Source organism: Enterococcus sp. AMC1157, from assembly GCF_058216555.1.
Genome location: NZ_CM177099.1, coordinates 849,143 through 873,354, shown reverse-complemented (window position 1 = coordinate 873,354; position 24,212 = coordinate 849,143). Strand labels below are relative to the sequence as shown.

The following is a 24,212-nucleotide window of genomic DNA, read 5'->3' as shown; positions in this document are numbered from 1 at the left end:
GGTTAGAGAGCTGAATGAATTACTCTGAATTAGTGCGATTAGCACTTAGTCAGAGTTTGAACGTCAGCAGCCAAAGAGACTCTATGGAGGCTCGTGGCGGTCTCCCATCACAAGGGAATTTCGGAAATTTATTTCGGAAGTTTCACACTCAAATAGGAATAAAAAGATAGATCGAAAGAAATTTATGTAAACTAGTGAGAATTTCTGTTATTCCCTATAAGAATTTGTTATGATAGGAAAGGCGAAAGTGAGGGTGAATGATAGATGGAAGAACAAGTCATTGATTATTTACATTTTCTAACGATTGAAAGAGGACTGGCACAAAACACCAGAAAGAGTTATCAACGGGACTTGCAACAATACTTAGAATTTTTAAAAAAACAAAAAATTGACGAATGGCAAGCAGTGGATCGTTTTGTTGTTGTCAGCTTTTTACAAAAATTGCAAGAAAATCAAAAGTCTCCAGCTACGATCACCCGAATGGTTACTAGTTTACGACGTTTCCATCAATTTCTTAGACAAGAACGTTATACCGATCACGATCCGATGCAACATATAGATTCTCCCAAAAAAGTGCAAAAGCTCCCAGATACCCTTAGTTTAGCAGAAGTGGAACGCTTGATTGAAACACCCGATACCAAAGAACTTCTGGGTATTCGTGATCGAGCGATTTTAGAAGTGTTGTATGCTACTGGTTTGCGGGTGAGCGAATTAATTGGCTTAAAACTAAACGATCTTCATTTAAGTATGGGACTGTTGCAAACGATTGGTAAAGGGGATAAGGAACGAATTGTACCTTTAGGAGATATGGCGATTCAATGGCTAGAAATTTATTTAGAAGAAGCTAGACCCTTGTTAACCTCCAAACATCCAGAAGAAGTCCATTTATTTGTAAATAACCATGGCAGAGGACTTTCTAGACAAGGGATATGGAAGAATTTAAAAGCACTCGTGCGTAAAGCAGGAATTAACAAAAACGTCACTCCTCATACATTAAGACATAGTTTTGCTACCCATTTACTTGAAAATGGTGCGGATTTAAGAACGGTGCAAGAATTATTGGGACATGCAGATATTTCTACTACACAAATTTATACTCACATCACTAAAAAACGGATGACTGAAGTCTATAAACAACATTTCCCTCGAGCGTAAAGGAAGAATAATATGCAAGAAATTAAAATTAAGCTAGATGTTTTTGAAGGACCCTTGGATTTGCTTTTGCATCTCATTCGTTCTTTGGAAATTGATATTTATGATATTCCGATTGCGGACGTCACAGAGCAATATATGAATTATATTCATGCAATGAAAACTTTGGAGCTGGAAGTTGCTGGTGAATATTTAGTCATGGCAGCAACTTTAATGGCGATTAAAAGCCAAATGTTGTTACCAAAACAGGAATTGGAAGAAGATTACGACGACGAGTACGAAGAAGATCCTCGAGATGCGTTGGTAGCCCAATTACTTGAATATCGAAAATATAAATATGCCGCAGACCGTTTATCAGAAAAAGCGGAAGAGCGCAGTCAATATTACACTAAAGATCCAATGGATATGGATGAATACCAAGAAGTTGAACAAGAATTAGCTAAAAATCAATTGAACACGATTGACTTGTTTTTGGCTTTTCACAAAATGCTAGAAAAAAAGAAAAAGCGTCAAGTGATTGAAACTACGATTCGCGCCGATGAAAGTAGTATTGAAGAAAAAATGAATTATATCGAAAGAGAACTGTTGACAGTAAACGCTGGTAAAACTTTTGATTCTTTTTTTACAACCTATAGTCGCCCGGAAATTGTGGTTACCTTTATGGCATTATTAGAGTTAATGAAAAATGGAAAAATTAGAGTAGAGCAAACCGGAAATTACGAAACAATTTTGTTATACCCTTTAGGAGAGAGACATGAATAAAATTAGTCAATTAGAAGCAGTCCTTTTTGTCGTAGGGGATGAAGGAATCGGTTTAGAAGAATTAAGTTATCTATTAGAAGAACCGACCGCCTCAATTTATCAATTCATCCAAACACTAAATCAAAATTATCAAGACAATGAGAATTCTTCGTTAAATATTTTAGAAGTAGGTAATCACTTTGTCCTAACAACTAAAAAAGAATTTGCTTCATTGTTAAAAAAATATGCCCAGTCGCCAATGTCTAATCGCTTATCCCAAGCGGCGCTAGAAACGTTAGCGATTGTTGCCTACAAACAACCTATCACTCGTAGTGAAGTGGATGAAATTCGAGGAGTACAATCAGCCGGTTCTGTTCAAAAATTAGCTGCCAGACAATTAATTGAAGAAAAAGGACGGGTGGATGGCCCAGGAAGAGCCATTCTTTATGGGACTACCGAGTATTTTATGGATTATTTTGGTTTGAAGGATTTAGAGGAACTACCTGATATTCAATCAATGGAAGAAGAACTACTAGAAGAATTACCAACAGATTTGTTTTTTGATCGTTATCAAGAGACTGAAATCACTGAAGGAGAAGAATAAATGGAAAGATTACAAAAAGTTATTGCCCACGCAGGGATTGCATCAAGAAGAAAAGCAGAAACGTATATTTTAGAAGGCCGTGTCAAAGTTAATGGCAAAGTCATTCGAGAATTAGGAACCCAAGTCAGCAGCAAAGATCGAGTGGAAGTAGATGAAGTTCCGATTTATCAAGAAGAACCAGTTTATTACCTATTTTATAAACCAAGAGGTGTGATTTCAGCTGTTACTGATGACAAAGATCGTAAAGTCGTAGTTGATTATTTATCAGATGTAACGGAACGAATCTATCCAGTCGGACGTTTAGATTATGATACATCAGGTTTGCTTTTACTAACCAATGACGGTGATTTTTCTCAAAAATTGACTCATCCTAAGCATGAGGTCGACAAAGTGTATGTAGCCAAAGTTAAAGGCGTAGCGGATAAGAAAACCTTATTACCAGTGACTCGTGGTATGCGAATCGAAGGTAAAAGATTGGCACCCGCTCGCTTTGATATTTTATCAACAGACGTTAAAGCACAAACCAGTATTGTCCAATTAACGATCCATGAAGGTCGTAATCATCAGGTTAAAAATATGTTAAAAGCAGTCGGATTACCAGTCCAAAAATTAAAACGTGAACGATATGGCGATTTAACTTTAGCTGGTCTAAAACCAGGAGAATACCGAGAATTAAACAAAAAAGAAGTTTCTCAGTTATTAGGAAAAGCGAAATAACAGGTTTTGGAATTAAATAGTTGAAACTCTATCCATTTTCTGTATAATGAGTAATGTACTATAAAAAGAATAAAGGTTCGTCTTCAGGGGCAGGGTGTGATTCCCGACCGGTGGTTATAGTCCACGACCTACTTGATTTTCAAGTGGCTGAATCGGTGAAATTCCGGTACCGACAGTATAGTCTGGATAAAGAAGATAGGGCGTATTTGGTGTATCTAATTTTGCTAATCAAATACCCTATTTTTCCCTGTGGAAAAATAGGGTATTTTTTGTTTAACAAATGCAAGATGGACAAAATAGGTTCGTTTGAAGAGGAGTCCTTTCAATTAGGAGGATTTGTTTATGAAGAACAACAAAGTACAAAAAATGGTGTCAATTGCTTTATTTGCGTCAATGGGATTGGTTTTACAATATGTATCATTCCCAATCATGCCGATGTTTCCGTTTCTAAAAATTGATTTTAGTGACATTCCGGTAATGTTAAGTATGTTTTTATTTGGTCCAGTGTCAGGTATTTTAACGGCTTTAATTCGTTCAACCTTACACTTGCTGACAACAGGCTTTTCACCCTCTAATATGGTTGGAGATGTAGCCAGTTTTGTCGCAACCAGTGCATTTACATTGCCAATGTATTACTTCTTTAAAAGAGGAACAGCTACTAAAGATAAAGTATTCGGAGTAAGTACAGGTATTTTATCCATGAGTGTAATCATGAGTATCGCAAACTATTTTATTATTACACCGCTATATCTCTTTTTCTTCCATGTATCAGCTGATAATTTTTTAGGCATGTCATTAGGAAGTTATGTAGTGATAGGAATTTTTCCTTTCAATCTAATTAAAGGGATTATTGTAAGTAGTGTATTTTTAGTATTACATGCCAAATTATTACCTTGGTTATCTAAAAGACAGGCATTTGCTAAACAACAAACGTTTAGTAAATAAAAATAGTATATATTATAAACCTCTTAAGGAAGATAGTGTTCCTTAAGAGTTTTTTTTGATGATTAGTCAAAAAAATATAATTTGTCTGAATATTCAGGTATATTATAGTTAAGGGTATTATTCGAAAATGAGAAAAACAGTGTTTCCTAAAGTGAATATTCTTATAAGAGTATTCAGAAAGGATAAGGTGTAGAAAATGAAAAGAATGACCAAGTTGTCTATGATTTGTCTGACTTTGGGAGCAGTCTTAATGGGATGTAGTTCTGGGGGAGATACCGAACCAGATACATCAACTACTGAAACTATTCAAAGCCAATCTAGCGAGGTGATACAATCAGAAGAAAGTAGCATTTCTTCTGAAATTGAAGAGTTAGATTTTGAAGAGAGCTCTGAGTCATCGAGTGAATTTAAAAGAGTGGGTGAAGTAGGCTATGGTTTCGTAGATATTCCAACAGAATGGGTAAATTTTCAGGATGTTGGTTCAGATTTAGAATTGATTCAATATAGTGATTTAACCGGAACCTCGATTATTACCTTATATGTAATTGAAAATCCTCCTAATAATCCAGAACAAGCGGCAACAAATTCTTGGGGCGCTATGGAGCAAGATGGTGCAACAGGAATTCAAGGAGCTATGGTGGAACTAGACGGTTACGAAACTTATCAAGTATATGGTGTTTATGAGAATATGGGGATGATGTTAGTGACCTATCATTTTGAAGATGATGAAGGTAGATTACATTACATTTCGGCAGAATCTTTCCAAGACAACATAATGGAAGTAATTGGTTATGTGGAAACTTTTTCGGTTAATGAGTAAGAGGGCAATATCGGATTAGATTTTGAAGATAATGTTTAGCTTAAAATAAAAGAATTCAAAGATAGATAGTTTGAACTTATCGACTGTCTATCTTTTGTTTTTCTTAGATAATAAAATGGTAAGTAAATTTTCTTTATTTTAAACATAAAAAGACTAGTAGGAAAATTCTGGAAAATTTCTAATGTATGCTATTATTTCAAGCTTCTTTAATTCAAAAAATCATTGAAATAGTTTAACATTAGGGTAACTTTTAATCTTTAGAAAATAGGGGAAACGTAGTGTGGGGGAATTTGTTTTAAGCCTGTATATGACTTTAATGGCTGTTATTTTCGCAGGTATTGCAAATATGGCTTTTTGTAAATTTGGTGTGTTAAATAATTTGTATATTCCAATGGATCAAGGCAAGAAGCTGAAAGATGGTAAACGGCTTTTCGGTGACAATAAAACATGGAAGGGTTTTTTTGGGATGATTCTTTTTGGTGGAATTTTCCAGATATTTTGGGGCTTTCTGTTAAAATTCTTTCCTTATTTAGAATCACTTAATTTGTTTTATACGCAATATAATAATTCCGTTATTAATAATTTATGGATTGGTTTATTACTGGGATTTGCTTATGTTTTATTTGAATTACCGAATAGTTTTATAAAACGTCGCTTGGCAATTCAGCCAGGAAAGCCAGCAGAAGACCGTTGGAAGTGGCTTTTTGTTTTTATTGATCAAGCGGATTCACTGGTTGGTTGTGGATTGATTTTAGCAATTTTAGTACAGATTTCTTTTCAACAGTTTATTGGCTGTATTGTGATTGGTTCTGGGACACATATTTTGGTCAATCAATTTTTATACCGAATGAAATTAAGAAAAAATCCTTTTTAAGAATTAGTTGTTGTCATAGGGGTGAGTATTATGCAGGGAATACCATTAGCACAATTGGAAAAAAAGACAGACTATGGTGGAAAAATTAATGGATTAATTGATTTATATCAGATGGGATTATTGGTTCCCGAGACTTTAGTTTTACCAGAGGAATCTTTAACTAACTTATGGTTGCCTTTGGTACCAGAAGCTGAAACGAATCAAATAATGACTATCTCTTATCAAGAAATTTTAACGCGATTAGAGACCTTGGTTTTTCCGAAAGAACTAATTGAAGAATTATCTAGCTTTATTTCAAATAATCAGACCTATATTGTGAGAAGTAGTGGAATGGTTGAAGATTTGGATGCAGCATCTTTTGCAGGTCAATTTGATTCTATCGGCGATTGTCATTCATTAGAAGATATCTTACAAGGGATCAAGCAATGCTTGGCTTCTTTATTTAAGCCCAACGTATTAGCTTATTGTTTGGAAAATGGGATTAGTAATCAACAATTACGAATGTCCGTGATTATCCAAAAGCAAATACAAGCAAAAACTAGTGGGATTGCTTTTTCGATGAATCCTTTAACAAACGAGGATGAGCAAATGGTAGTGGAACTAGTGGAAGGTGCAGGTGAAAAATTAGCCAGCGGTAAAGTAACACCTGAACAATTAACGATTAATTGGTTTGATAAAGGGGCAACTAGTAAAAAAATATCTCAAGAACAACTAGCAGAGTTGCAAGAAAAGCTAGTGATGATTAGTGCAACATATGGTTTTCCCATTGATGTAGAATTTTGTTTTGATGAAGACAAACTATATTTTCTACAAGCTCGGCCGATTACACGCATCAATCGAAAAATTGCTGAAGGAAATTGGACGACCGCTAATTTTCGTGATGGAGGAGTAGCGGCACAACCTTGCCCAGCGTTGATGTGGAGTTTGTACCGAAGCTCTTGGCAAGATGCTTTAGAGAAATTTCTTCTGGAACATCGCTTATACTCTGGTAAAGTACCGCCATTAGCTATTTATCACTTTGCTCGTCCTTATTGGAATATCGGTATGGTCAAAGAGGCGATGTCTCAGATTCCCAGTTATATTGAACGAGAGTTTGATGATGAACTAGGTGTGTATAAAAACTATCAAGGCAATGGTTGTGAAACAAAGCTGACACCACAAACCATCAGTCATTTAGTGAATGTAGGCTGGCGAATTACCAAAACCACTAATTTACAAAGAAAAACAGCCGATGAGCAACATCAACGTTTGTTAGAGTTGTATCAAATTCTTGCTTTTGAAATAAAACAAGTGGATGAAGCGAATATTGAAAGGCTTTGGACCAAAGTTGTGAACGAAGCCTATATGCAAAGTGAAACCAGTTATTTCTGGCAAGTGTTTGTCAATACGGTGCAACTATCAATGAAAAAAACAGCACTGCTTAAAAAACTTCCTTTAGCTACTTTCTTTCAATTGATTGCTAAATTGGGAGATGTTTCCCATGTGCAACCACTAAAAGAAATGTTAGAAATTGTTTCTTCTATTCAAGCAACCGAGGACATCGCTAGAGATTGGCAAAATCTATCTACTGATGAATTAGAAGAAATATTATCGGAGAATCTGAAACGGATGGATACCTTAAAAATTCGCTTATTCCAAGATAAATTTGGTTATCATTCAACTCGAGAATTAAATTTACTTGTTCCAAATTACAGTGAAGATATTCGTTTAGTCATTGAATTAATTCAAGATTATCTAGTACATCCCGAAAAGTTAGCCTCTGCGATTGCGGCTTTTTCCGAAGTGTTGACGGATAAAGAAATTCAAGATTTATTAGCTCCTCATATTTCCAAATGGCAACAGAAGAAAGTCTTCAAAGATATTAAAATGTTACGTGAATTATTATGGTGGCGAGAAGAATTTAAAGATATTTCTACTCGATACTATCATCTGGTTCGCCAGATTAGTCTAAAATTAGGAAGAAAATATCAAACTTTAGGTTATTTAGAGCATCAAGAAGATATTTTTTATTTAGAAAAAGAAACCATTCAAGCGTTCATGACTCAAAAATTAACGGCAAATGAATTAGCTGAAAAGGCCAAAGAAAATCAGCTTTATTGTCAAAGTTATCGTGATTTCGTTCCACCGGGCGATTTATCAGCAGTTGCTAGTATTGACAATACTCTGGAAAAAATTGATAGTTATACTGGTATTGGCGCTAATGATGGAATTGCTATAGGGAATGTTCGGATCTTATTTGATCCAAAGGAAATCGATCAGTTACAATCAGGAGAAATTCTAGTGACCCGCTTTACCGATACAGGTTGGAGTCATGCCTTTAGTTCAATTGCTGGTCTAATTACGGAGACTGGTGGCGTTTTGTGTCATGCATCCATTGTTGCCAGAGAATTTGGTATTCCAACAGTAGTTTGTGCAGATGGCGCCACAAACTATTTAGAAACGGGGATGTTGGTGTCAGTTGATGGAACAACTGGAGAAATTAGAGTTCACGAATAAATATATTGAGCTGATGTAGCTTGATACAATAATAGGGGAGAAAAGAAATGTTTATTGGGGAATACGGCAAATTTGTCTATTTAACTTATTTTGGAACAGCTATGGCCTTGTTGTCGATGTTCTTTATGATTCAAGGAAATTTAGTAGTAGGAATGAGTTTATTTATCATTGCTGGTCTATGTGATCTGTTTGACGGGATGGTCGCTCGCTCCTTTAACCGAACAGAAGCAGAGGAACAATTTGGTGTAGAAATTGATTCCTTGTGTGACATGATTAATTTTGCGGCTTTGCCAGCGGTCTTGATTATGACACAAGGTGCCCACCTTATTTTGAATGTGGGATTAGCGATTGTTTATGTACTGGCAGCAGTATCTAGATTAGCTTTTTTCAATCGTGATGCGAAATTAGAGGAAAGAACCCCTTATTTTAGAGGCGTTCCCGTAACTTATTCAGCCTTATTTTTTCCAGTGGGCTTTTTACTTAGTGAAATTTTATGGACGAATATCTATCATTACGTGTTGCTTGTGTTAGCCCCTTTATTAGCATTTTTATTTGTTTGGGATGTAAAAATTCCCAAGCCTAACCGCAAGATGTATCTGTTCTTTTTGATATTAGCAGTGGTTACTTTAATTGGTCTGTGGGTGCTATAAAATGACTAAAATTTTTGATCGAAACAGCTGTGAAATAGTTGAGCCTCCAGAGTATCAAGGGGAATGGCTCAAAAAGCTATATGAAACAAAATGGGGCAATTTTTTTTTACCTATAGTTACCTCTAGTTTGTTTTCAACGCTTTATACAATCACTGATTATACATCTTTGTCAAAAAAGAAAATTTCGGAATTTCTGGAAACTTACCAAATAAGCTTAAATGATTATCAAGAAGAAGATTATCAAAATTTTGCTGATTTTTTTATTCGAAAATTAAAACCAGAAGCATTAACAATTGCTTCAGATAAACAAGTTTTATCGGTTGCTCAGGCAAAGCTACTTGTCCTGCCAATCAAAGAAGACCAGTCTTTTTTGATTAAAGGACAAAACTATCAAATGGAAGAACTATTACAAGATACATTATGGGCGAGATATTTTAAAAATGGGACACTTTTTATCTATCGTTTAGCAGTGAACGATTACCACCGTTATTTGGTCGCTGAGAGTGGGAAAGTCGTGACTAATCGAAAAATTTTCGGAAAGTTGCATACTATTCGAGAAATCGCCCAGAAAAAAAGAAAAGTTTTTAAAGAAAATAAACGAGAGTATACGTTGATTCAAACGCAACAAGGAACTATTTTACAAATGGAAATAGGTGCTTTGCTCGTTGGAAAAATTATCAATCCACCAGAAGAAAACTACCAAAGGGGAAAAGAAAAAGGGTGGTTTAGCTTAGGTGGCTCGACTATTTTAGTGGCTTATCCTGAAGGGGCTGTGACTGTTGATCAAGATATTCAACAGCAGTCTGCTTTGGGCATTGAAACACAAGTCGAGATTGGAGAAGGAGTAGGATGGAAAAATGATTAGTAGATTAGGAATTTATTTTAAAGAAATGTACCCGTTAGTCCCTAGGTTTTTTCTAGCAATTATTTACTTTTTTGAAATTTACTTTGTATTATTACTCAACGAAGGAAAATATAATTTTAGTGTAGAATGGCAAGAGTTAATTGGTGTCTGGACTATTTTTGTATTCTTGATGGCTTTACGAATAGCGGATGATTTTAAAGATTATGAACATGATTTACGCTTATTTGCCCATCGTGCATTACCTTCTGGAAGAGTAAAAAAACAAGATTTAGCTATTGCGTTAGCAGTGGTAGTGACAATTACATTAGGCTTAAATGTTTTCTTTATGAACAACGTGGGCTGGTTTTTATTTTTATTTATATATGGCACATTAATGTCCTTATGGTTTTTCAGTAAATCAAAAATTCAAAAATCATTACCTTTGGCCTTAGTAACGCATAATCCAGTCATGATGGTGATGAACATTTATATTATTACTTTTGTTTGTTACAAATACAATTTGCCTTTACTTTCTTTGCATACTGTTTTATTAGCCTTCACGATGTATTTCCCAAGTCTAATCTGGGAAGTAAGTCGAAAAATTCGCGCACCAAAAGACGAAACAGAATATGTAACCTATTCTCGTTTATTTACCTATCAAAAAGCGACTCGTTTTGTTCAAGTGTTGACTTTAGTTGATATTGTAACGAATGTTTTACTACTGTGGAATATTTCTAAAGTGGGTGTTGTGATTCTGGTGGCTAATGTTATTTGGATGACGATTCAATTTCAACAATTTATTAAAGACCCGAATCAATTTAGTATCAAAGCAAGAGTCGAACGTTATACGTATATTACTGAGACAACCATGGTTCTATCGGTTGTCGTTCATCTACTGATGCAAAGGGTGATTGGATGAAACTAGTCAATGATTTTTCTCAACAAAAAATTGGTGGAAAAGCTTATAATCTCTATAAAATGAAGGAGCAGGGGCTCAATGTTCCTGCTTTTTCAGTCTTTTCCTTTGATGTATTCACTTCGGATACCAAGCAATTTTTAAAAGAACAACAAGATGCTTTTACAGATCAATCAACACTGTCTGAGTTAAGTCAGAAATTGCAAAACTATATGACAGAAGAAATGACAACAGAATCTTTTCAACCGATTCTTGATTTTCAGCAATCAGCCAAGGGTTTGTATGCCGTTCGTTCCTCTGCTAATCGTGAAGATGGTATAGCGACTTCTTTTGCAGGTCAGTTTGCAACCCAATTATATGTGGAACCAGCTCAGTTGATTTCAGCAACCCAAGCAACTTTATTATCTTTATATACACCAGCTGCTTTAAGTTATTATTTTGAACATCAAATTCCTTTAGCTGAAATTGAATTGACAGTTATTTTACAAGAAATGATTGATGGAGATTTATCAGGTGTTTATTTTACTGCCAATCCTCAAGGAATTTTAAATGAACACTTGGTTGTCATTGGTGAGGGGATTGGTAGTGGTATCGTGGAAGATCGTGTGGAAACAACCATGGTGACTATTCATCCAGAAGAGCAGTTATCTTATTTTGAAACAAGTGGAGAGTCCCCAATTATTTCTAACACGCAACAAAATGCTTTGGAAAAAATGGCTGAACAAGTAGTAGCTATTTTTGGAGAACGGTTAGACATTGAATTTACTTTTTTCCAAGAGGAGTTGTATGTTTTACAAGCACGTCCGATTACTACGATTGGAAAGCAACCATTAATTATTCTAGACAATAGTAATATTGTGGAGAGTTATCCCGGAACAACCACGCCTCTTACATTTAGTTTTATACAAGAAGCTTATGGTAGTATTTTTCGTGGATTGGCCAAACGAATGCTAGGGAAGGATCAAGAGACCTTAGATTTATTTGAGCCGACTTTTCAAAATATGATTGCTCAAGTAAATAGTCGAGTTTTTTATCAAATAAATAATTGGTATCGACTTTTGCAGCTATTGCCGTTTTCTAAGATAATTATTCCAATTTGGCAAGATATGCTTGGTGTTCAAGTGAAAGAATTTTCAACAGAAAAAGTCAAAATTAGTTTTTGGTCACGGACAAAAATTATGGGGAGAATCATTCAAACATTTCTCCAAGCACCAAAAAAAATGAAGCAATTAGATGAAGACTTTTCTTCGATTGACAGACGATTTCAGCAAAATTTTTCCAAAGAGGCCAATTTTTATGAATTATATCAGTTGTTCGAAGAAATCAAAAAAGAAGTTTTGGAACAATGGGATATTACTTTGGTTAATGATCTGTATGCCTTTATTTTTACAGGATTACTCAAAAAAGTGACTTCGACAGATGTTCAAGCAGAAATTGCAGGTATTGAACAGATCGAGAGTATGAAACCAGTGATTGCATTGGAGGAAATTCGTTCAGCAATCAAAGAAGATTTTGCGTATCAAAAAGAAATTGAAGCTTTAACGTTAGCAACTACTGACGAATTTTTAGCAAGTAATTCACATCCGATTACTTCAATGATTTTAACGTTTATTCAAAAATACGGTGATCGAGCACCAGATGAGTTGAAATTAGAGACGGAAACTTTTCACAGTCAACCGTTCACGCTGATTCAATTAATGCAACAACAGTTAACTTTGCCAGTAAAAGAAACAGCCGCTACTCCAAAAGAGATGAAAAAAGGCAATTTCTTAGTTAATTATCTAAAAAAAAAAGCGATGATGGGTATTAAATACCGAGAAAGTTCTCGTTTAAATCGAACAAGAATTTACGGTATGATGCGTTTGATTTTCTTAACAATGGGCGCTAGATTACAAGAAACTCAAGTTATTGAGCAGAAAGAAGATGTCTTTTACTTAAAAATGAATGAGTTATTTGCTTTGGCTATGGATACGAAAGAGAAAAATATCCAAGAAACCATTGACTATCGCAAACAAAAACGATTTATCGATCAACAACTACCTGCTTTTTCTCGGTGGATTTTTGTTGGAAAAATCATTGAAAAGCATCCACAAAATATTAATAAACAAAGCTTTGACAAACTTGCGACAAAAGAAATACAAGGGATTGGCTGTTCTCAAGGTGTGGTACGAGGAGAAATTTTAGTTGTAGAAGATATTCAACAAGTAGCGATTCAAGAATCTTATGACAAGATTATTGTTACACGAATGACCGATCCTGGTTGGGTGTATTTGCTGACACAAGCCAAAGGGATTATTGCCGAAAAAGGGTCATTATTGTCTCATACAGCGATTATTTCCAGAGAATTAGGAATTCCTTCGGTGGTCAACGTTCCCCAAGCAACTAGTCAATTCCAAACAGGAGACTGGGTAACGATTGATGGACAGACTGGAATTATTCGACGTGAGGAGTGAGAAAGATGACACAAATTAAAATGAAAAAAGTGATTGTTGGCGAGCAGACTGAAAAAGATTTTTTAGCGTTGCCTAAAAAAATCTACTCTGAAATAGAACAAATGCAGTCTATTTCAGAAGAAAAGGCGCAATTAAGTGGAACTCATCCTCTCAGTCATACTTATCGTACTCAGGGGTATATCGGTTATTTTAAAGAGCAACCAGTCATTCGTGGAATTTTGTTTAAACCTAATCAAGATAATATCGGCTATATCGGTTATTTTGAGTCATTCAATAATTTTTCAATGATGGAAACTTTCGTAAATCATCTTCGTGAAGAAGCCCAAAATTGGGGAGTAAGTAAATTGATAGGGCCTGTTCAGGGAAGCTTTTGGGTGGGGTATCGAATGAAAATCAAGGGCTTTGATGATATTTTTACAAATGAACCTCACAATCCGGAGTATTATCTGAACTTGTGGCACCATATGGGCTTTGAAATGACTGAAAAGTATCGTTCTAATTTTTATCGAGAAATTACTCCTGAATATGAATCAGAAAAAATGAGCAGAAGATACAATCTGTTCTTAGAAAAAGGCTATCAAATCATTTCTCCCAAACGGAAAGACTGGGAAAAAGTTTCAGTAGAAGTCTTTGAACTCTTGCGTCAATTATATAAAGATTTCCCTCTATATCAAGAAATTTCAGCGACAGAGTTTCAAACCTTGTTTGCTGATTTAAAGATAGGATTAGATTTTTCAATGGTCAAATTAGCCTATAAAGACGATGAATTAGTCGGTTTTTTAATTACTTTACCAGATTATGGGAATTTGATTTATCGAAAAATGACTCCTGTAAATCTATTTAAACTTTTGCGACTTAGAAAAAAAGCAGCTAAATATATTATTTTATACTTAGGTGCGGACCCTAAACATCTAGGATTGGGCTTAGCGATGAATTATCCTCTTTTAAAAGAAGTACAAAATCGTCAAGCAGGCTTAGTTGGTGGTTTGATTCATGAAGGAACTGTAACTGGAAGTTATATTACTGGTATGCAAGACTATACTCATGAGTATTGCTTGTGGGAGTTGGAGTTGGAAGAAAAATAGAGTCTGTGACCATAAGAATTTGAATAGTAAAATATCCAAACAAAAAAGAAGATTGCATCCAGTTCTAATAGCATTCATTCTAGTTTGTTTGGATATTTTAATTTTCAGCTTTTTTAGTTCTGTTGATTTTGGTTTGAAATAAAGAATTAGTAATGGCAGCACTCAGATATAATCTGTCAGCAAGTTGTTTACCAAAGTATTCTTGATTGTCGTTGTTTATTTCTCCTAAATACATTAAGCCGTTACAAGCTTGGTATTGAATCTGAAAACCCTTTTCAAAAGCAATTCGTGGCCATTGACCGTCGTTCATTGAATAGACTGGTTCTTTCAGAATATCAGGAATGATTTTTCCTGATATTAAGGCACTCCCAGCGGTGATATCTAAATTAGGAATAGAAAAGAAATCAGAAGCGACTTTATTTGTTAGACGTTCGGTTTCTTGCCAAGAAATAGGATGACTTTCAAAGGCTTTCTTTGTTCTACCCAAAACGACATAACTACTTTTTACCGTGTAATTTGCAATAGCCGATAATTCCTCAGGATAGTGTTGCTGCCAAGTAATCAAACGGTCAAAGTCACAAATGTGAAAAGAGTCAGTGATCCCGAACTTTAGAAATCCTTTTCCTAAAAGGGCTTCTCTAACTTTAGCAGCTCCCAATACGGGCAAGAAAAAATAATGAAAATTTTGTTGTTGAGTTTCCGCTAATGTTTTAAGAACCTTCTCATGTGTAACATCGGAAACAGACAACAAGACTTCTTGATAATTTTCACATAAAAATTGAATGGTATTTTTAAGCTCTGTTGGTTGGATTAGAGCTTTTTTCATATGAAGTGTACCTAATAAAATCATTTTTTCTTCCCCAATTCAGTGAAAATTTCATTTTTTTGCGTATAATTAATAGAGACTAAGCTTCCAGTAAAATAGCTCTTACTGGACATTTTTTATATGCGTTTAAAACAGAGGCTTGTTGCTCTTCAATTACAAATTGTTGATGAGCTTCTGGTTCTTGAGCAAACAATACGATCCCATCTTCATCATAATCAAATATTTCTGGCGCATAAACTGCACACAGTCCACAAGCGATACAACGTTCGGGGACAATTTTACACAATTGAGACATGTTACGTCACTACTTTCTGGAGGTTTTATCATTGAATACATTCATTTTATCCTTGTTCACAAAAGAAGACAAGTTGAAGGCTAAAACCCTATTTCAGATTTTAGTTGGTAAACGAACCTCGTCTGTTTTAAGTTATGCTTATTTCCATGATCTTTTGCATTTATTTGGATGTTTGCCAAATTTAACCGAAGAACTATTAGAAACTAGTTTGAACCAATTAAAAGAACAAGGAATCCTAGAGGAAGAAGACGGTCAGTGGATTTTAATAAAAGAGCAGAAACTTCCAAATAAAGAATTACTTGAGCAAGTAGATTATTTTAAATTTGGTCGCAAAGAAATGGAAATTTGGCGCTCTGTTCAATTTTTAGTTCAAGCAGTATCATTTTTAGCTACCGATAAGACCTATGTACCGATTGAAAGTTCGCCCTTTTATACAGAAAGGGTACGACAGGTCATTTATCAATATCGGGATGAAATCAAAGAGACTTTATATGTGGAATTAAAGGATGTGTTTACCAAACTGAAAGTAGAACAAGCAAATTTATTAGCAGGGACATTTTCTGGTAATCATCGAAATGGCGAGGTCTTTTTTCAGTTACTTCCGGAAGATTTACAAGAAGAACCTTGGAAAAAACTGAGTATTTCTTGTGGACTACATTCGTTTTGTGCAGAAGTACAAGCACAAAAACCACGAATTTTGTATTCATTTTTAAAACCATTATTTATTCAGAACTTAAATAAAAGTATGTTAGTGACTAGAAAAATGCTGCAATCAGGGGTGAGTGTTGGACAAGTGATGCAACAAAGGCGATTAAAACTAGGAACGGTTCAAGATCATATCATCGAATGGGCGTTATTAGAAGAAACATTTCCTTTTGAGAAATTTATCGACAATCAACAAAATCTAATGGAATTACCAGAAGATTCGTGGAAGCAAAGTTACAAAGAATTAGTAGAACAATTCGACTCAAATTTTTTAGAAATCCGCTTGTATCAGATTTGGAGGAAAGGGTAATGCTGAATTTAGAAGCAGCTTTAGAACACTATTTTCATTATCAGCAATTTCGTCCAGGACAAAAAGAAGTGATCACTGACTTACTTTCTGGTAAGGACACGTTAGCAGTTTTACCAACTGGAACAGGGAAGAGTTTATGTTATCAACTAACAGGTTATTTGACAGAGGGGTTAGTGGTTATTGTATCACCGTTGATTTCTTTGATGGAAGATCAAGTTCTTTCTTTTTTGCGATTGGGAGAAAAACGAGTCATTGCTTTAAATGGTACTTTACAAGCAAGTGAAAAACAATTTATCCTAAATCATTTGAATCGATATAAATTTTTATTCTTAAGTCCAGAGATGTTATTACAAGAACATGTGTTAAAGAGTTTGCAGCAAGTTCCTATTGGTTTATTTGTCGTGGACGAAGCTCACTGTGTCTCTCAATGGGGAATTGATTTTAGACCAGAATACCGCAACTTAGATTTTGCCAAACAACAATTAAAAAATCCAGTGACATTGGCTTTAACCGCCAGTGCAACTGCCGAAGTACGGCAAGATATCAAAAACAATTTATTGTTTCGTCCAGAAGAAATGATTCATTCGATGGATCGCCCTAATATTGCTTTACTAGTGGATCAAGTGGAGGACAAATTAAATGAATTAAAAAACACTCTGGAAAAACAAACAGGTTCAGGGATTATCTATTGTGCGACGAGAAAACAAGTGGAAATGCTTTATGAAGAATTACGAGATCAATTCTCTATTGGCTATTATCATGGTGGTTTAGAAAATAATCAACGACGAATGCTACAACAACAGTTTTTGGATAATCAGTTGCAGTTTTTGATTGCAACCAATGCTTTTGGTATGGGAATCAACAAATCAGATGTCCGTTTAGTTTTGCATTATGATTTGCCAGATAGTTTGGAAAATTATTTGCAAGAAATTGGGCGTGCAGGTAGAGACGATCAGCAAAGTGAAGCTTTGTTATTATATCATCAAGGAGATGAAAGAATTCATCAATTCTTACAAAGAACGAGCCAAGAAGAACGAGAAAATTTTGAATTAAAGATTGCTTATCAGGCGATTGCTTCTTTGACTGATTTACAAGAAAAATGGTTTCAGCAAAGTAAAAGAGATGGCAAAGAGAAATTTATCGATCAATTAAAAGTCAATGAAACAGAAAAAAATCGTAAGTTGAACCAAATGTTAGGATATATTCATCATGAGGGTTGTCGCAGAGCATATTTATTAGATTATTTTGAAGAAAAGCCATCTATTGTTGAAAATTGTTGTGACTATCATGGCTATCAACTGCCAGAGGAAACCAATAATTGGCAGAATGTAAAGAATAATGGTCAATGGCAGGATATTTTGATAAAATTGTTTAAAGAAAATAATTAAGTGAGGTTTTGAAAGACATCAAGCAATTTCCTATGGTATAATACAGCGGAAAGATAGTGGGAGGTTATACAAATTGAGTAAAAAAGATAAAACACGCGATGTACAAGAACCTTGGGAACAACCGATTTATGAAACAGAAGAAGAAACTTATTCTCGTTCAGAACGTCGTCAAAAAAGAGGGAATAGTGCATTTTTAACAATAGTTCTAATTTTACTATTTTTGATTATTGCTATTCCAACTGTAGCTGGATTTTGGACTTTGAATCGTAACAATACCAGTCCTGCAGAATCGGCACAATCATCTAGTTCAACATTCGAATCATCAACGATTTCGTCAACTTCTACTGATACACAAGAGACAAGTAGCTCTGTAGAAGAATCTACAGTATCATCTGAACCAGAGACACCAGAACCATCTGAGTCTCCAGTCGACGAAGAGCCAGTTGATGAACAACCGGTGGATGAACAACCAGTTGAGCCTCAACCCGATGAACCTGTGTATGAAACAGTTCAAGCTGGTGAAGGTCCAATGCAAGTTGCTGCACGTGCTGGAATTTCGTTAGATGAAATTTTACGATTGAATGGTCTAGATGGCACTGAAATTATTCATCCAGGAGATCAACTAAGAGTGAGATAAGGAAACCGCTCAGGCGGTTTCTTTTTATGCAAATTTAGAAATTTAAGTTGGGAGAAAAGAAATGAAAAAAATCAATATTGCTATTGATGGACCCGCATCCTCTGGGAAAAGTACGGTAGCAAAAATCTTGGCCAAAGATTTTGGTTTTATCTATACAGACACAGGAGCGATGTATAGGAGTATTACTTATCTAGCAATTCAACATCAAGTTGATTTTAGTGATGAAAAAAAACTAGTCGAACTGATTGAGCAATTTCCAATCACGTTTAAGCAAACGGAACAAGGACAGTTGATTTTTGTAGCGACTGAAGATGTTACGGAAGCGATTCGTCAACATAACGTTACTAATAATGTATCCGAAGTTTCTGCTCATCCAGAAGTTCGAAGGGAATTAGTTCGTCAGCAACAGAAAATTGCCCAATCAGGTGGAGTGGTTATGGATGGTCGCGATATTGGTACGGTCGTCTTACCAAATGCTGAAGTGAAAATTTTCTTGGTTGCTAGTGTAATGGAACGCGCGGAACGTCGTTTTAAAGAAAATCAAGAAAAGGGAATTCCAACTGATTTTGAAACGCTAAAACAAGAAATTGAACAGCGTGATTATCTAGATTCTCATCGAGAGGTATCCCCTTTAAAACAAGCAGAGGATGCTGTTCGCATTGATACAACTGGCTTAAGTATCAAACAAGTCGTAGACAAAATCAAACAAGAAATAGAAATGAAACAGGGGTAAAGAAATGAAAAAATTAGTAGTACAGTTAGTTTTATTATTTAGTGTTATCAGTATTGCGGGATGTTCAAATCAAGAAGCAACGCAATCAAGTTCAACAGAAATGACCGCTAAGTCTGAACAAGAAATTAGTGCGACGATTTCTTTGAAACAAGAAGATGATGTTTTGGAAGAAAAAATCATAAATGTACCAACCGGTAGTACTTTGATGGAAGCAATGAAAGAAAACTTTCTGATTGAGGAAGAAAATGGAATGATTACGGCAATTTCTGAAATTGCTCAGGATACGACGGATAGTTGGTATTGGACATACACAATCAATGATGAGATGATAAATACTGGTGCCAATGACACCATTCTTGAAGATGGGGATCAAGTGGTCTTTACTTATAGTAAATTTTAAGAGAAAACAGAGCGAATGACCAAGGTCGTGGGCTCTGTTTTTTTCATTTCTATCTAAAAATAGAGGATAGAAATTTCTGTCTGATATAAGCCAGAAATTTTAAAAAATCTCATTTGAACGCTAACTTGTATAAAAAATTGTGATTTTTCTCACTTTGAACTCTTTTGCTAGGCAAAACATCTAAAGATCAAGGTTTTTTTTATGAAAAAAATAGAAATCGCTTTATTTTTTCGTAAGAATAGCATAAACTAGATATGTAGTGTATTTATCAAACAATTGTTGGTTAGGAGGACATATGTTATGACAGAATTAGAAAACAACAACGTAGAAAATGCCAATGAATCGATGGAAGCAGCTTTAAGTAGCTTTCAAGAAGTAAATGTTGGTGACATCGTCAAAGGTGAAGTATTAGCCATTGAGGATAAACAAGCCATCGTTGGTATTGAAGGTGCTGGAGTGGAAGGTGTAGTTCCTGCGAAAGAACTATCAACTTTACCAGTTGAAGATATTAACGAGGTAATCAAAGTTGGAGATGTCCTTGACTTAGTGGTTATTTCCGCAATCGGTAAAGATAAAGAAAATGGAAGTTACTTACTTTCTAAACGTCGCTTAGATGCGAAAAAAGTTTGGGAAGATATTGAAAAAGATTTCCAAGAAGGAAAAATTATCGAAGCACCTGTAACCAATGTAGTTAAAGGTGGTTTAGTGGTCGATGTTGGTGTGCGTGGATTTGTTCCAGCTTCAATGGTGGAAGATCATTTCGTAGATGACTTTGAAGACTATAAAGGTAAAACATTAACTTTTAAAATCATTGAAATTGAACCATCAGAAAATCGCTTAATCTTATCTCATAAAGCAGTAGTTGAAGCTGAAAAAGAAGAGAAAAAAGCTGAATTACTTTCTTCTATCAGTGAAGGAGACCAAGTTGAAGGGACAGTTGCTCGTTTGACAGATTTTGGTGCCTTTATTGATTTAGGTGGTATTGACGGTCTTGTTCACGTTTCAGAAATCTCTCACGCTCACGTAGCAAAACCAAGTGATGTTTTAAGCGTAGGAGACAAAGTAGAAGTGGCTGTATTATCAGTTGATCCTACAACAGAACGTGTGTCATTATCTATCAAAGATACTTTGCCTGGGCCTTGGTCAGATATCGAAGAAAAAGCTGCTCCAGATACAGTTTTAGAAGGTACAGTTAAACGTCTAACAAGTTTTGGTGCTTTTGTTGAAGTATTCCAAGGAGTAGAAGGATTAGTTCATATTTCTCAAATTTCACACAAACATATTGCAACTCCTCATGAAGTGTTAACTGAAGGGGAAGCAGTAACAGTGAAAGTATTGGATGTAAATCCTGACGATCATCGTATTGCTTTAAGTATTAAAGCGCTAGAAGAAAAACCTGAAGCAGAAGCAGTTGTTGAAGAGGAAGAACATTATGATATTCCTGAAGAATCAACTGGTTTCACTATGGGTGATATTTTAGGCGATGCTTTAAAAGATTCAGAAGAAGAGTAAATGATAGAAGGGTTGCTTGATGCAACCCTTTTTTTTTTGGAGAAATTTTTCTAGATAAATAAGTAGATACATATTTTAAAAGTAGAGGAAAGGTATCCGACTATTCAAGAATGGTCACTTTGTACTATTTTGTAAGAAAATCATTTAGTATGATTGTATGAAAGGTTGGGTTATTAGGAATGTAAGGTGAAGAAAGAAAATGATGAAATGGACTTAGTTTTATGAAAAAAATTGACTCATAACCCGATATGTTAAAAGGCCTATTCACTTTGTCTAAAAAATCTTCATTGTAATTCTCTATATTTTTCCATTTTTGACTTAATTCTTTTTCAGATTACTTGCAACTTGTTAACGCATTGGGTAAACTAGGTAAGGCTAAGAAAGCGCATGGCACAAAGTTATAGATATTGATATAATTGAAAATAAAATCAAGTGGTTATGCAAATTGAAAGGAATGGGTTATAAAATGGCAAATCCAACAATAGCGATTGTCGGTCGTCCCAATGTCGGTAAATCAACAATTTTCAACCGAATTGCTGGGGAACGTATTTCCATTGTGGAAGATACTCCAGGAGTGACACGAGATCGTATTTATGCAACGGGTGAGTGGTTAGGTCGAGAATTCAGTATTATTGATACTGGGGGAATTGATTTAGGTGACGAACCATTTATGGAACAAATTAAGCACCAAGCAGAAATTGCAATTGAAGAAGCAGATGTAATTATTTTTGTCTCTAGTGCTAAAGAAGGTATCACTGATGCGGATGAATTAGTTTCTCGTATTCTATATAGAAGTAATAAACCAGTTATTTTGGCTATTAACAAAGTAGATAATCCTGAAATGCGTTCAGAAATTTATGAATTCTATAGCTTAGGACTAGGTGAACCCTACCCAATTTCTGGAAGTCATGGTTTAGGGATTGGTGATGTTTTAGACGAAGCTATCAAGCATTTTAGTACTGAGCAAGAAGAAGAGGATGATTCAATTATCAAATTCAGCTTAATCGGACGTCCAAATGTTGGTAAATCTTCTTTAATCAATGCTATCTTGGGAGAAGAACGAGTGATTGTTTCTGATATTGAAGGAACGACTCGCGATGCGATTGACACCCATTTTGTTAGTGACAGTGGACAAGAGTTTACCATGATTGATACTGCGGGAATGCGTAAACGTGGAAAAGTTTACGAAAGCACTGAAAAGTATAGTGTCATGAGAGCGATGCGAGCAATCGAACGCTCAGATGTCGTCTTAATGGTCTTGAACGCTGATGAAGGAATTCGCGAGCAAGATAAACGTATTGCTGGTTACGCACATGAAGCCGGTCGAGGCATGATTATCGTAGTTAATAAATGGGACTTACTAAAAAAAGAAACCAATACAATGCGAGACTTTGAAGAGGAAATTCGTAAAGAATTCCAGTATCTAGATTATGCACCAATTATCTTTGTCTCTGCAATGACTAAACAACGTCTAAGTAAGCTACCTGAAATGATTGAAGAAGTCAGCATGAATCAAAACCTACGTATTCCATCAGCGATTTTAAATGATGTCATTATGGATGCGGTAGCTATCAATCCGACACCAACTGATAAAGGCAAACGATTGAAAATTTTCTATGCGACTCAAGTAGCAGTGAAACCACCAACTTTTGTTATTTTTGTAAATGAAGAAGAATTGATGCATTTCTCTTATTCAAGGTTCTTAGAAAATCAAATTCGCAAGGCTTTCACCTTTGAAGGTACTCCAATTAGAATCATTCCTAGAAGAAGAAAATAAAGGATTTTACCATAGTTTTTGTTATTTGACAAAGAAAATCTGTTTTCTATGGAATTTTATCGAATAATGTAAAAAAAAGCCTGTGAAGTACATTAAAATCCTTGATATTAAAAGGTTCTTGTGATAACGTTATATCAGAATATTGATGGATGATAATCAATATTTGTTGTATGTCTTGGACCACTAAAGATTTATAGCTGATGCGAGACATCATAACATTTTTCAGGAGGTGAAACCATCCATGGCAAACAAAGCAGAATTAATCGAAAAAGTTGCAGCAGCTACTGAATTAACTAAGAAAGACGCAACTGCAGCAGTTGATGCTGTATTTTCTACAATTCAAGAAGCTTTAGCTAACGGTGAAAAAGTTCAATTGATCGGTTTTGGTAACTTCGAAGTACGTTCTCGTGCAGAACGTAAAGGTCGTAACCCACAAACTGGTGAAGAAATCAAAATCCCTGCAAGCAAAGTTCCTGCATTCAAACCAGGTAAAGCATTGAAAGACGCTGTTAAATAATAACAGTTTTTAGAGCCCTCGAGAGATCGAGGGTTTTTTTATTTGTTAGACCATAAGAGTTTTATTTTGTTGAGAGTAAACTACCTTTGTAATTACTTGAAATATTTATACCATACAAAACTGAGTACAAAGCTAATGAGTGTCCTTACTATAATATGATTCCATTGAAAGGTGTTAGTCAGAATTCCGTTTCCAGCTGCAATAATCACTAAAAGAACTAAAGATAATGGTAGAACCCATTGGGGCATGGTTGGAAGCAAAGAAATTAAAAGAATGATAGATCCAATGAAATAGAAACTATGCCAATATTGGAAACCTTGTAGGCGAATGTCTTGTAAAGCAGCGACAATTGTTAACAAACTATAAGCAATAATGAATACATAGAAAAGAATATTAAATGTTTGATTCATCGTTAATATCTCCATTCGGTAATTGATTTATTTTTTCGTTCATAACTCCAATAAGTTGTTGAGCGTCTAACAGAGTGGCAATTTTTTGGTCGATATGACTTAGCTTAGTACTTAATAGGCTTCTGAGACTTTGAATGTCACTGGGATGCATCTGAAAGACACTGTCCATCGTAAGATATTGTTGATCCATCTTAATGAGCATATGAATCTCATTAAGAGAAAAGGTTGATTCTTTAAGAATTTGAATGAATTTTAAGGTTTCTAAATCAGAATCTTGATAGACTCGATGAGATCCAATGCGTTTAGGATTTAATAGGTCAATCTTTTCATAATAACGAAGTGTATCGATTGATATGCGAGATATTTGACTAACTTCTGATATTTTCATTGTGTACCTCCTGTCCT

General features: G+C 35.0%; 25 protein-coding genes and 1 riboswitch. Of the genes, 21 read left to right on the top strand and 4 right to left on the bottom strand.

Annotated elements, in window-relative coordinates; all coding sequences use genetic code 11:
• Positions 1-264 precede the first annotated feature (264 nt).
• The 13 genes from xerD (at position 265) to AC4BBX_RS04150 (ending at position 14,297) form a co-directional block, all read left to right on the top strand.
• Positions 265-1,155, top strand: a complete 891-nt coding sequence (xerD, locus tag AC4BBX_RS04210) for a site-specific tyrosine recombinase XerD (RefSeq protein WP_490455218.1) — start codon at positions 265-267, stop codon at positions 1,153-1,155.
• A gap of 12 nt (positions 1,156-1,167) precedes the next feature.
• Complete coding sequence (locus tag AC4BBX_RS04205; protein WP_490455217.1) at positions 1,168-1,914, top strand: segregation/condensation protein A; 747 nt, start codon at positions 1,168-1,170, stop codon at positions 1,912-1,914.
• Positions 1,907-2,497: an SMC-Scp complex subunit ScpB gene (scpB, locus tag AC4BBX_RS04200; protein WP_490455216.1), complete on the top strand. Its 591-nt coding sequence runs from the start codon at positions 1,907-1,909 to the stop codon at positions 2,495-2,497. The genes AC4BBX_RS04205 and scpB overlap by 8 nt, the downstream gene beginning before the upstream one ends.
• Positions 2,498-3,214 (top strand): pseudouridine synthase, encoded by a 717-nt coding sequence (locus AC4BBX_RS04195; RefSeq protein ID WP_490455215.1) that lies wholly within the window; start codon positions 2,498-2,500, stop codon positions 3,212-3,214.
• Between the two features lie 75 nt (positions 3,215-3,289).
• Positions 3,290-3,415: riboswitch (FMN riboswitch) on the top strand.
• Positions 3,416-3,556: 141 nt separating this feature from the next.
• Positions 3,557-4,159 (top strand): ECF transporter S component, encoded by a 603-nt coding sequence (locus AC4BBX_RS04190; RefSeq protein ID WP_490455214.1) that lies wholly within the window; start codon positions 3,557-3,559, stop codon positions 4,157-4,159.
• Positions 4,160-4,355: 196 nt separating this feature from the next.
• The gene (locus AC4BBX_RS04185) at positions 4,356-4,979 is read left to right on the top strand and encodes a hypothetical protein (protein ID WP_490455213.1); all 624 of its coding nucleotides are present in this window, start codon (positions 4,356-4,358) and stop codon (positions 4,977-4,979) included.
• A gap of 316 nt (positions 4,980-5,295) precedes the next feature.
• Complete coding sequence (locus AC4BBX_RS04180) at positions 5,296-5,853, top strand: CDP-archaeol synthase (RefSeq protein ID WP_490455759.1); 558 nt, start codon at positions 5,296-5,298, stop codon at positions 5,851-5,853.
• A gap of 30 nt (positions 5,854-5,883) precedes the next feature.
• Entirely contained in the window at positions 5,884-8,349 is a 2,466-nt protein-coding gene (locus AC4BBX_RS04175) for a PEP/pyruvate-binding domain-containing protein (protein WP_490455212.1), read from the top strand.
• 47 nt (positions 8,350-8,396) lie between these two features.
• Positions 8,397-8,999, top strand: coding sequence for a CDP-alcohol phosphatidyltransferase family protein (locus AC4BBX_RS04170; RefSeq protein WP_490455211.1), 603 nt, complete (start codon positions 8,397-8,399; stop codon positions 8,997-8,999).
• A 1-nt stretch (position 9,000) separates the two neighbouring features.
• The gene (locus AC4BBX_RS04165; RefSeq protein WP_490455210.1) at positions 9,001-9,864 is read left to right on the top strand and encodes a phosphatidylserine decarboxylase; all 864 of its coding nucleotides are present in this window, start codon (positions 9,001-9,003) and stop codon (positions 9,862-9,864) included.
• Positions 9,857-10,762 (top strand): UbiA prenyltransferase family protein, encoded by a 906-nt coding sequence (locus AC4BBX_RS04160; protein ID WP_490455209.1) that lies wholly within the window; start codon positions 9,857-9,859, stop codon positions 10,760-10,762. The genes AC4BBX_RS04165 and AC4BBX_RS04160 overlap by 8 nt, the downstream gene beginning before the upstream one ends.
• Positions 10,759-13,212 (top strand): phosphoenolpyruvate synthase, encoded by a 2,454-nt coding sequence (locus tag AC4BBX_RS04155; RefSeq protein WP_490455208.1) that lies wholly within the window; start codon positions 10,759-10,761, stop codon positions 13,210-13,212. Before AC4BBX_RS04160 ends, AC4BBX_RS04155 begins: the two co-directional genes overlap by 4 nt.
• Positions 13,213-13,217: 5 nt before the next feature.
• On the top strand, positions 13,218-14,297 hold the full coding sequence (locus tag AC4BBX_RS04150) for a hypothetical protein (protein ID WP_490455207.1): 1,080 nt from the start codon (positions 13,218-13,220) through the stop codon (positions 14,295-14,297).
• A gap of 97 nt (positions 14,298-14,394) precedes the next feature.
• On the opposite strand, the gene AC4BBX_RS04145 is transcribed toward AC4BBX_RS04150, so the two are convergent.
• Entirely contained in the window at positions 14,395-15,147 is a 753-nt protein-coding gene (locus AC4BBX_RS04145) for a hypothetical protein (protein ID WP_490455206.1), read from the bottom strand.
• A 55-nt stretch (positions 15,148-15,202) separates the two neighbouring features.
• Positions 15,203-15,418 (bottom strand): ferredoxin, encoded by a 216-nt coding sequence (locus AC4BBX_RS04140; RefSeq protein WP_490455205.1) that lies wholly within the window; start codon positions 15,416-15,418, stop codon positions 15,203-15,205.
• A gap of 31 nt (positions 15,419-15,449) precedes the next feature.
• On the opposite strand from AC4BBX_RS04140, the gene AC4BBX_RS04135 reads away from it, so the two are divergent.
• The 8 genes from AC4BBX_RS04135 (at position 15,450) to AC4BBX_RS04100 (ending at position 23,397) form a co-directional block, all read left to right on the top strand.
• Entirely contained in the window at positions 15,450-16,433 is a 984-nt protein-coding gene (locus AC4BBX_RS04135) for a helix-turn-helix domain-containing protein (protein WP_490455204.1), read from the top strand.
• On the top strand, positions 16,433-17,821 hold the full coding sequence (locus AC4BBX_RS04130) for a RecQ family ATP-dependent DNA helicase (protein WP_490455203.1): 1,389 nt from the start codon (positions 16,433-16,435) through the stop codon (positions 17,819-17,821). Before AC4BBX_RS04135 ends, AC4BBX_RS04130 begins: the two co-directional genes overlap by 1 nt.
• A gap of 73 nt (positions 17,822-17,894) precedes the next feature.
• On the top strand, positions 17,895-18,458 hold the full coding sequence (locus AC4BBX_RS04125; RefSeq protein ID WP_490455202.1) for an SAG1386/EF1546 family surface-associated protein: 564 nt from the start codon (positions 17,895-17,897) through the stop codon (positions 18,456-18,458).
• A gap of 61 nt (positions 18,459-18,519) precedes the next feature.
• Positions 18,520-19,191, top strand: coding sequence for a (d)CMP kinase (cmk, locus tag AC4BBX_RS04120; RefSeq protein WP_490455201.1), 672 nt, complete (start codon positions 18,520-18,522; stop codon positions 19,189-19,191).
• 4 nt (positions 19,192-19,195) lie between these two features.
• Positions 19,196-19,591 (top strand): DUF4430 domain-containing protein, encoded by a 396-nt coding sequence (locus AC4BBX_RS04115; RefSeq protein WP_490455200.1) that lies wholly within the window; start codon positions 19,196-19,198, stop codon positions 19,589-19,591.
• 300 nt (positions 19,592-19,891) lie between these two features.
• Entirely contained in the window at positions 19,892-21,103 is a 1,212-nt protein-coding gene (rpsA, locus tag AC4BBX_RS04110) for a 30S ribosomal protein S1 (protein WP_490455199.1), read from the top strand.
• A 466-nt stretch (positions 21,104-21,569) separates the two neighbouring features.
• Positions 21,570-22,880, top strand: coding sequence for a ribosome biogenesis GTPase Der (gene der, locus AC4BBX_RS04105; protein ID WP_490455198.1), 1,311 nt, complete (start codon positions 21,570-21,572; stop codon positions 22,878-22,880).
• 241 nt (positions 22,881-23,121) lie between these two features.
• Positions 23,122-23,397, top strand: a complete 276-nt coding sequence (locus tag AC4BBX_RS04100) for an HU family DNA-binding protein (RefSeq protein WP_490455197.1) — start codon at positions 23,122-23,124, stop codon at positions 23,395-23,397.
• A gap of 92 nt (positions 23,398-23,489) precedes the next feature.
• Here the strand turns inward: AC4BBX_RS04100 and AC4BBX_RS04095 are convergent, their stop codons facing one another.
• Both AC4BBX_RS04095 and AC4BBX_RS04090 read right to left on the bottom strand, forming a co-directional pair.
• A complete protein-coding gene (locus tag AC4BBX_RS04095) occupies positions 23,490-23,807 on the bottom strand; it encodes a hypothetical protein (protein WP_490455196.1) in 318 nt (105 codons plus the stop codon).
• Complete coding sequence (locus tag AC4BBX_RS04090) at positions 23,791-24,195, bottom strand: MerR family transcriptional regulator (protein WP_490455195.1); 405 nt, start codon at positions 24,193-24,195, stop codon at positions 23,791-23,793. The genes AC4BBX_RS04095 and AC4BBX_RS04090 overlap by 17 nt, the downstream gene beginning before the upstream one ends.
• Between the last annotated feature and the right edge of the window lie 17 nt (positions 24,196-24,212).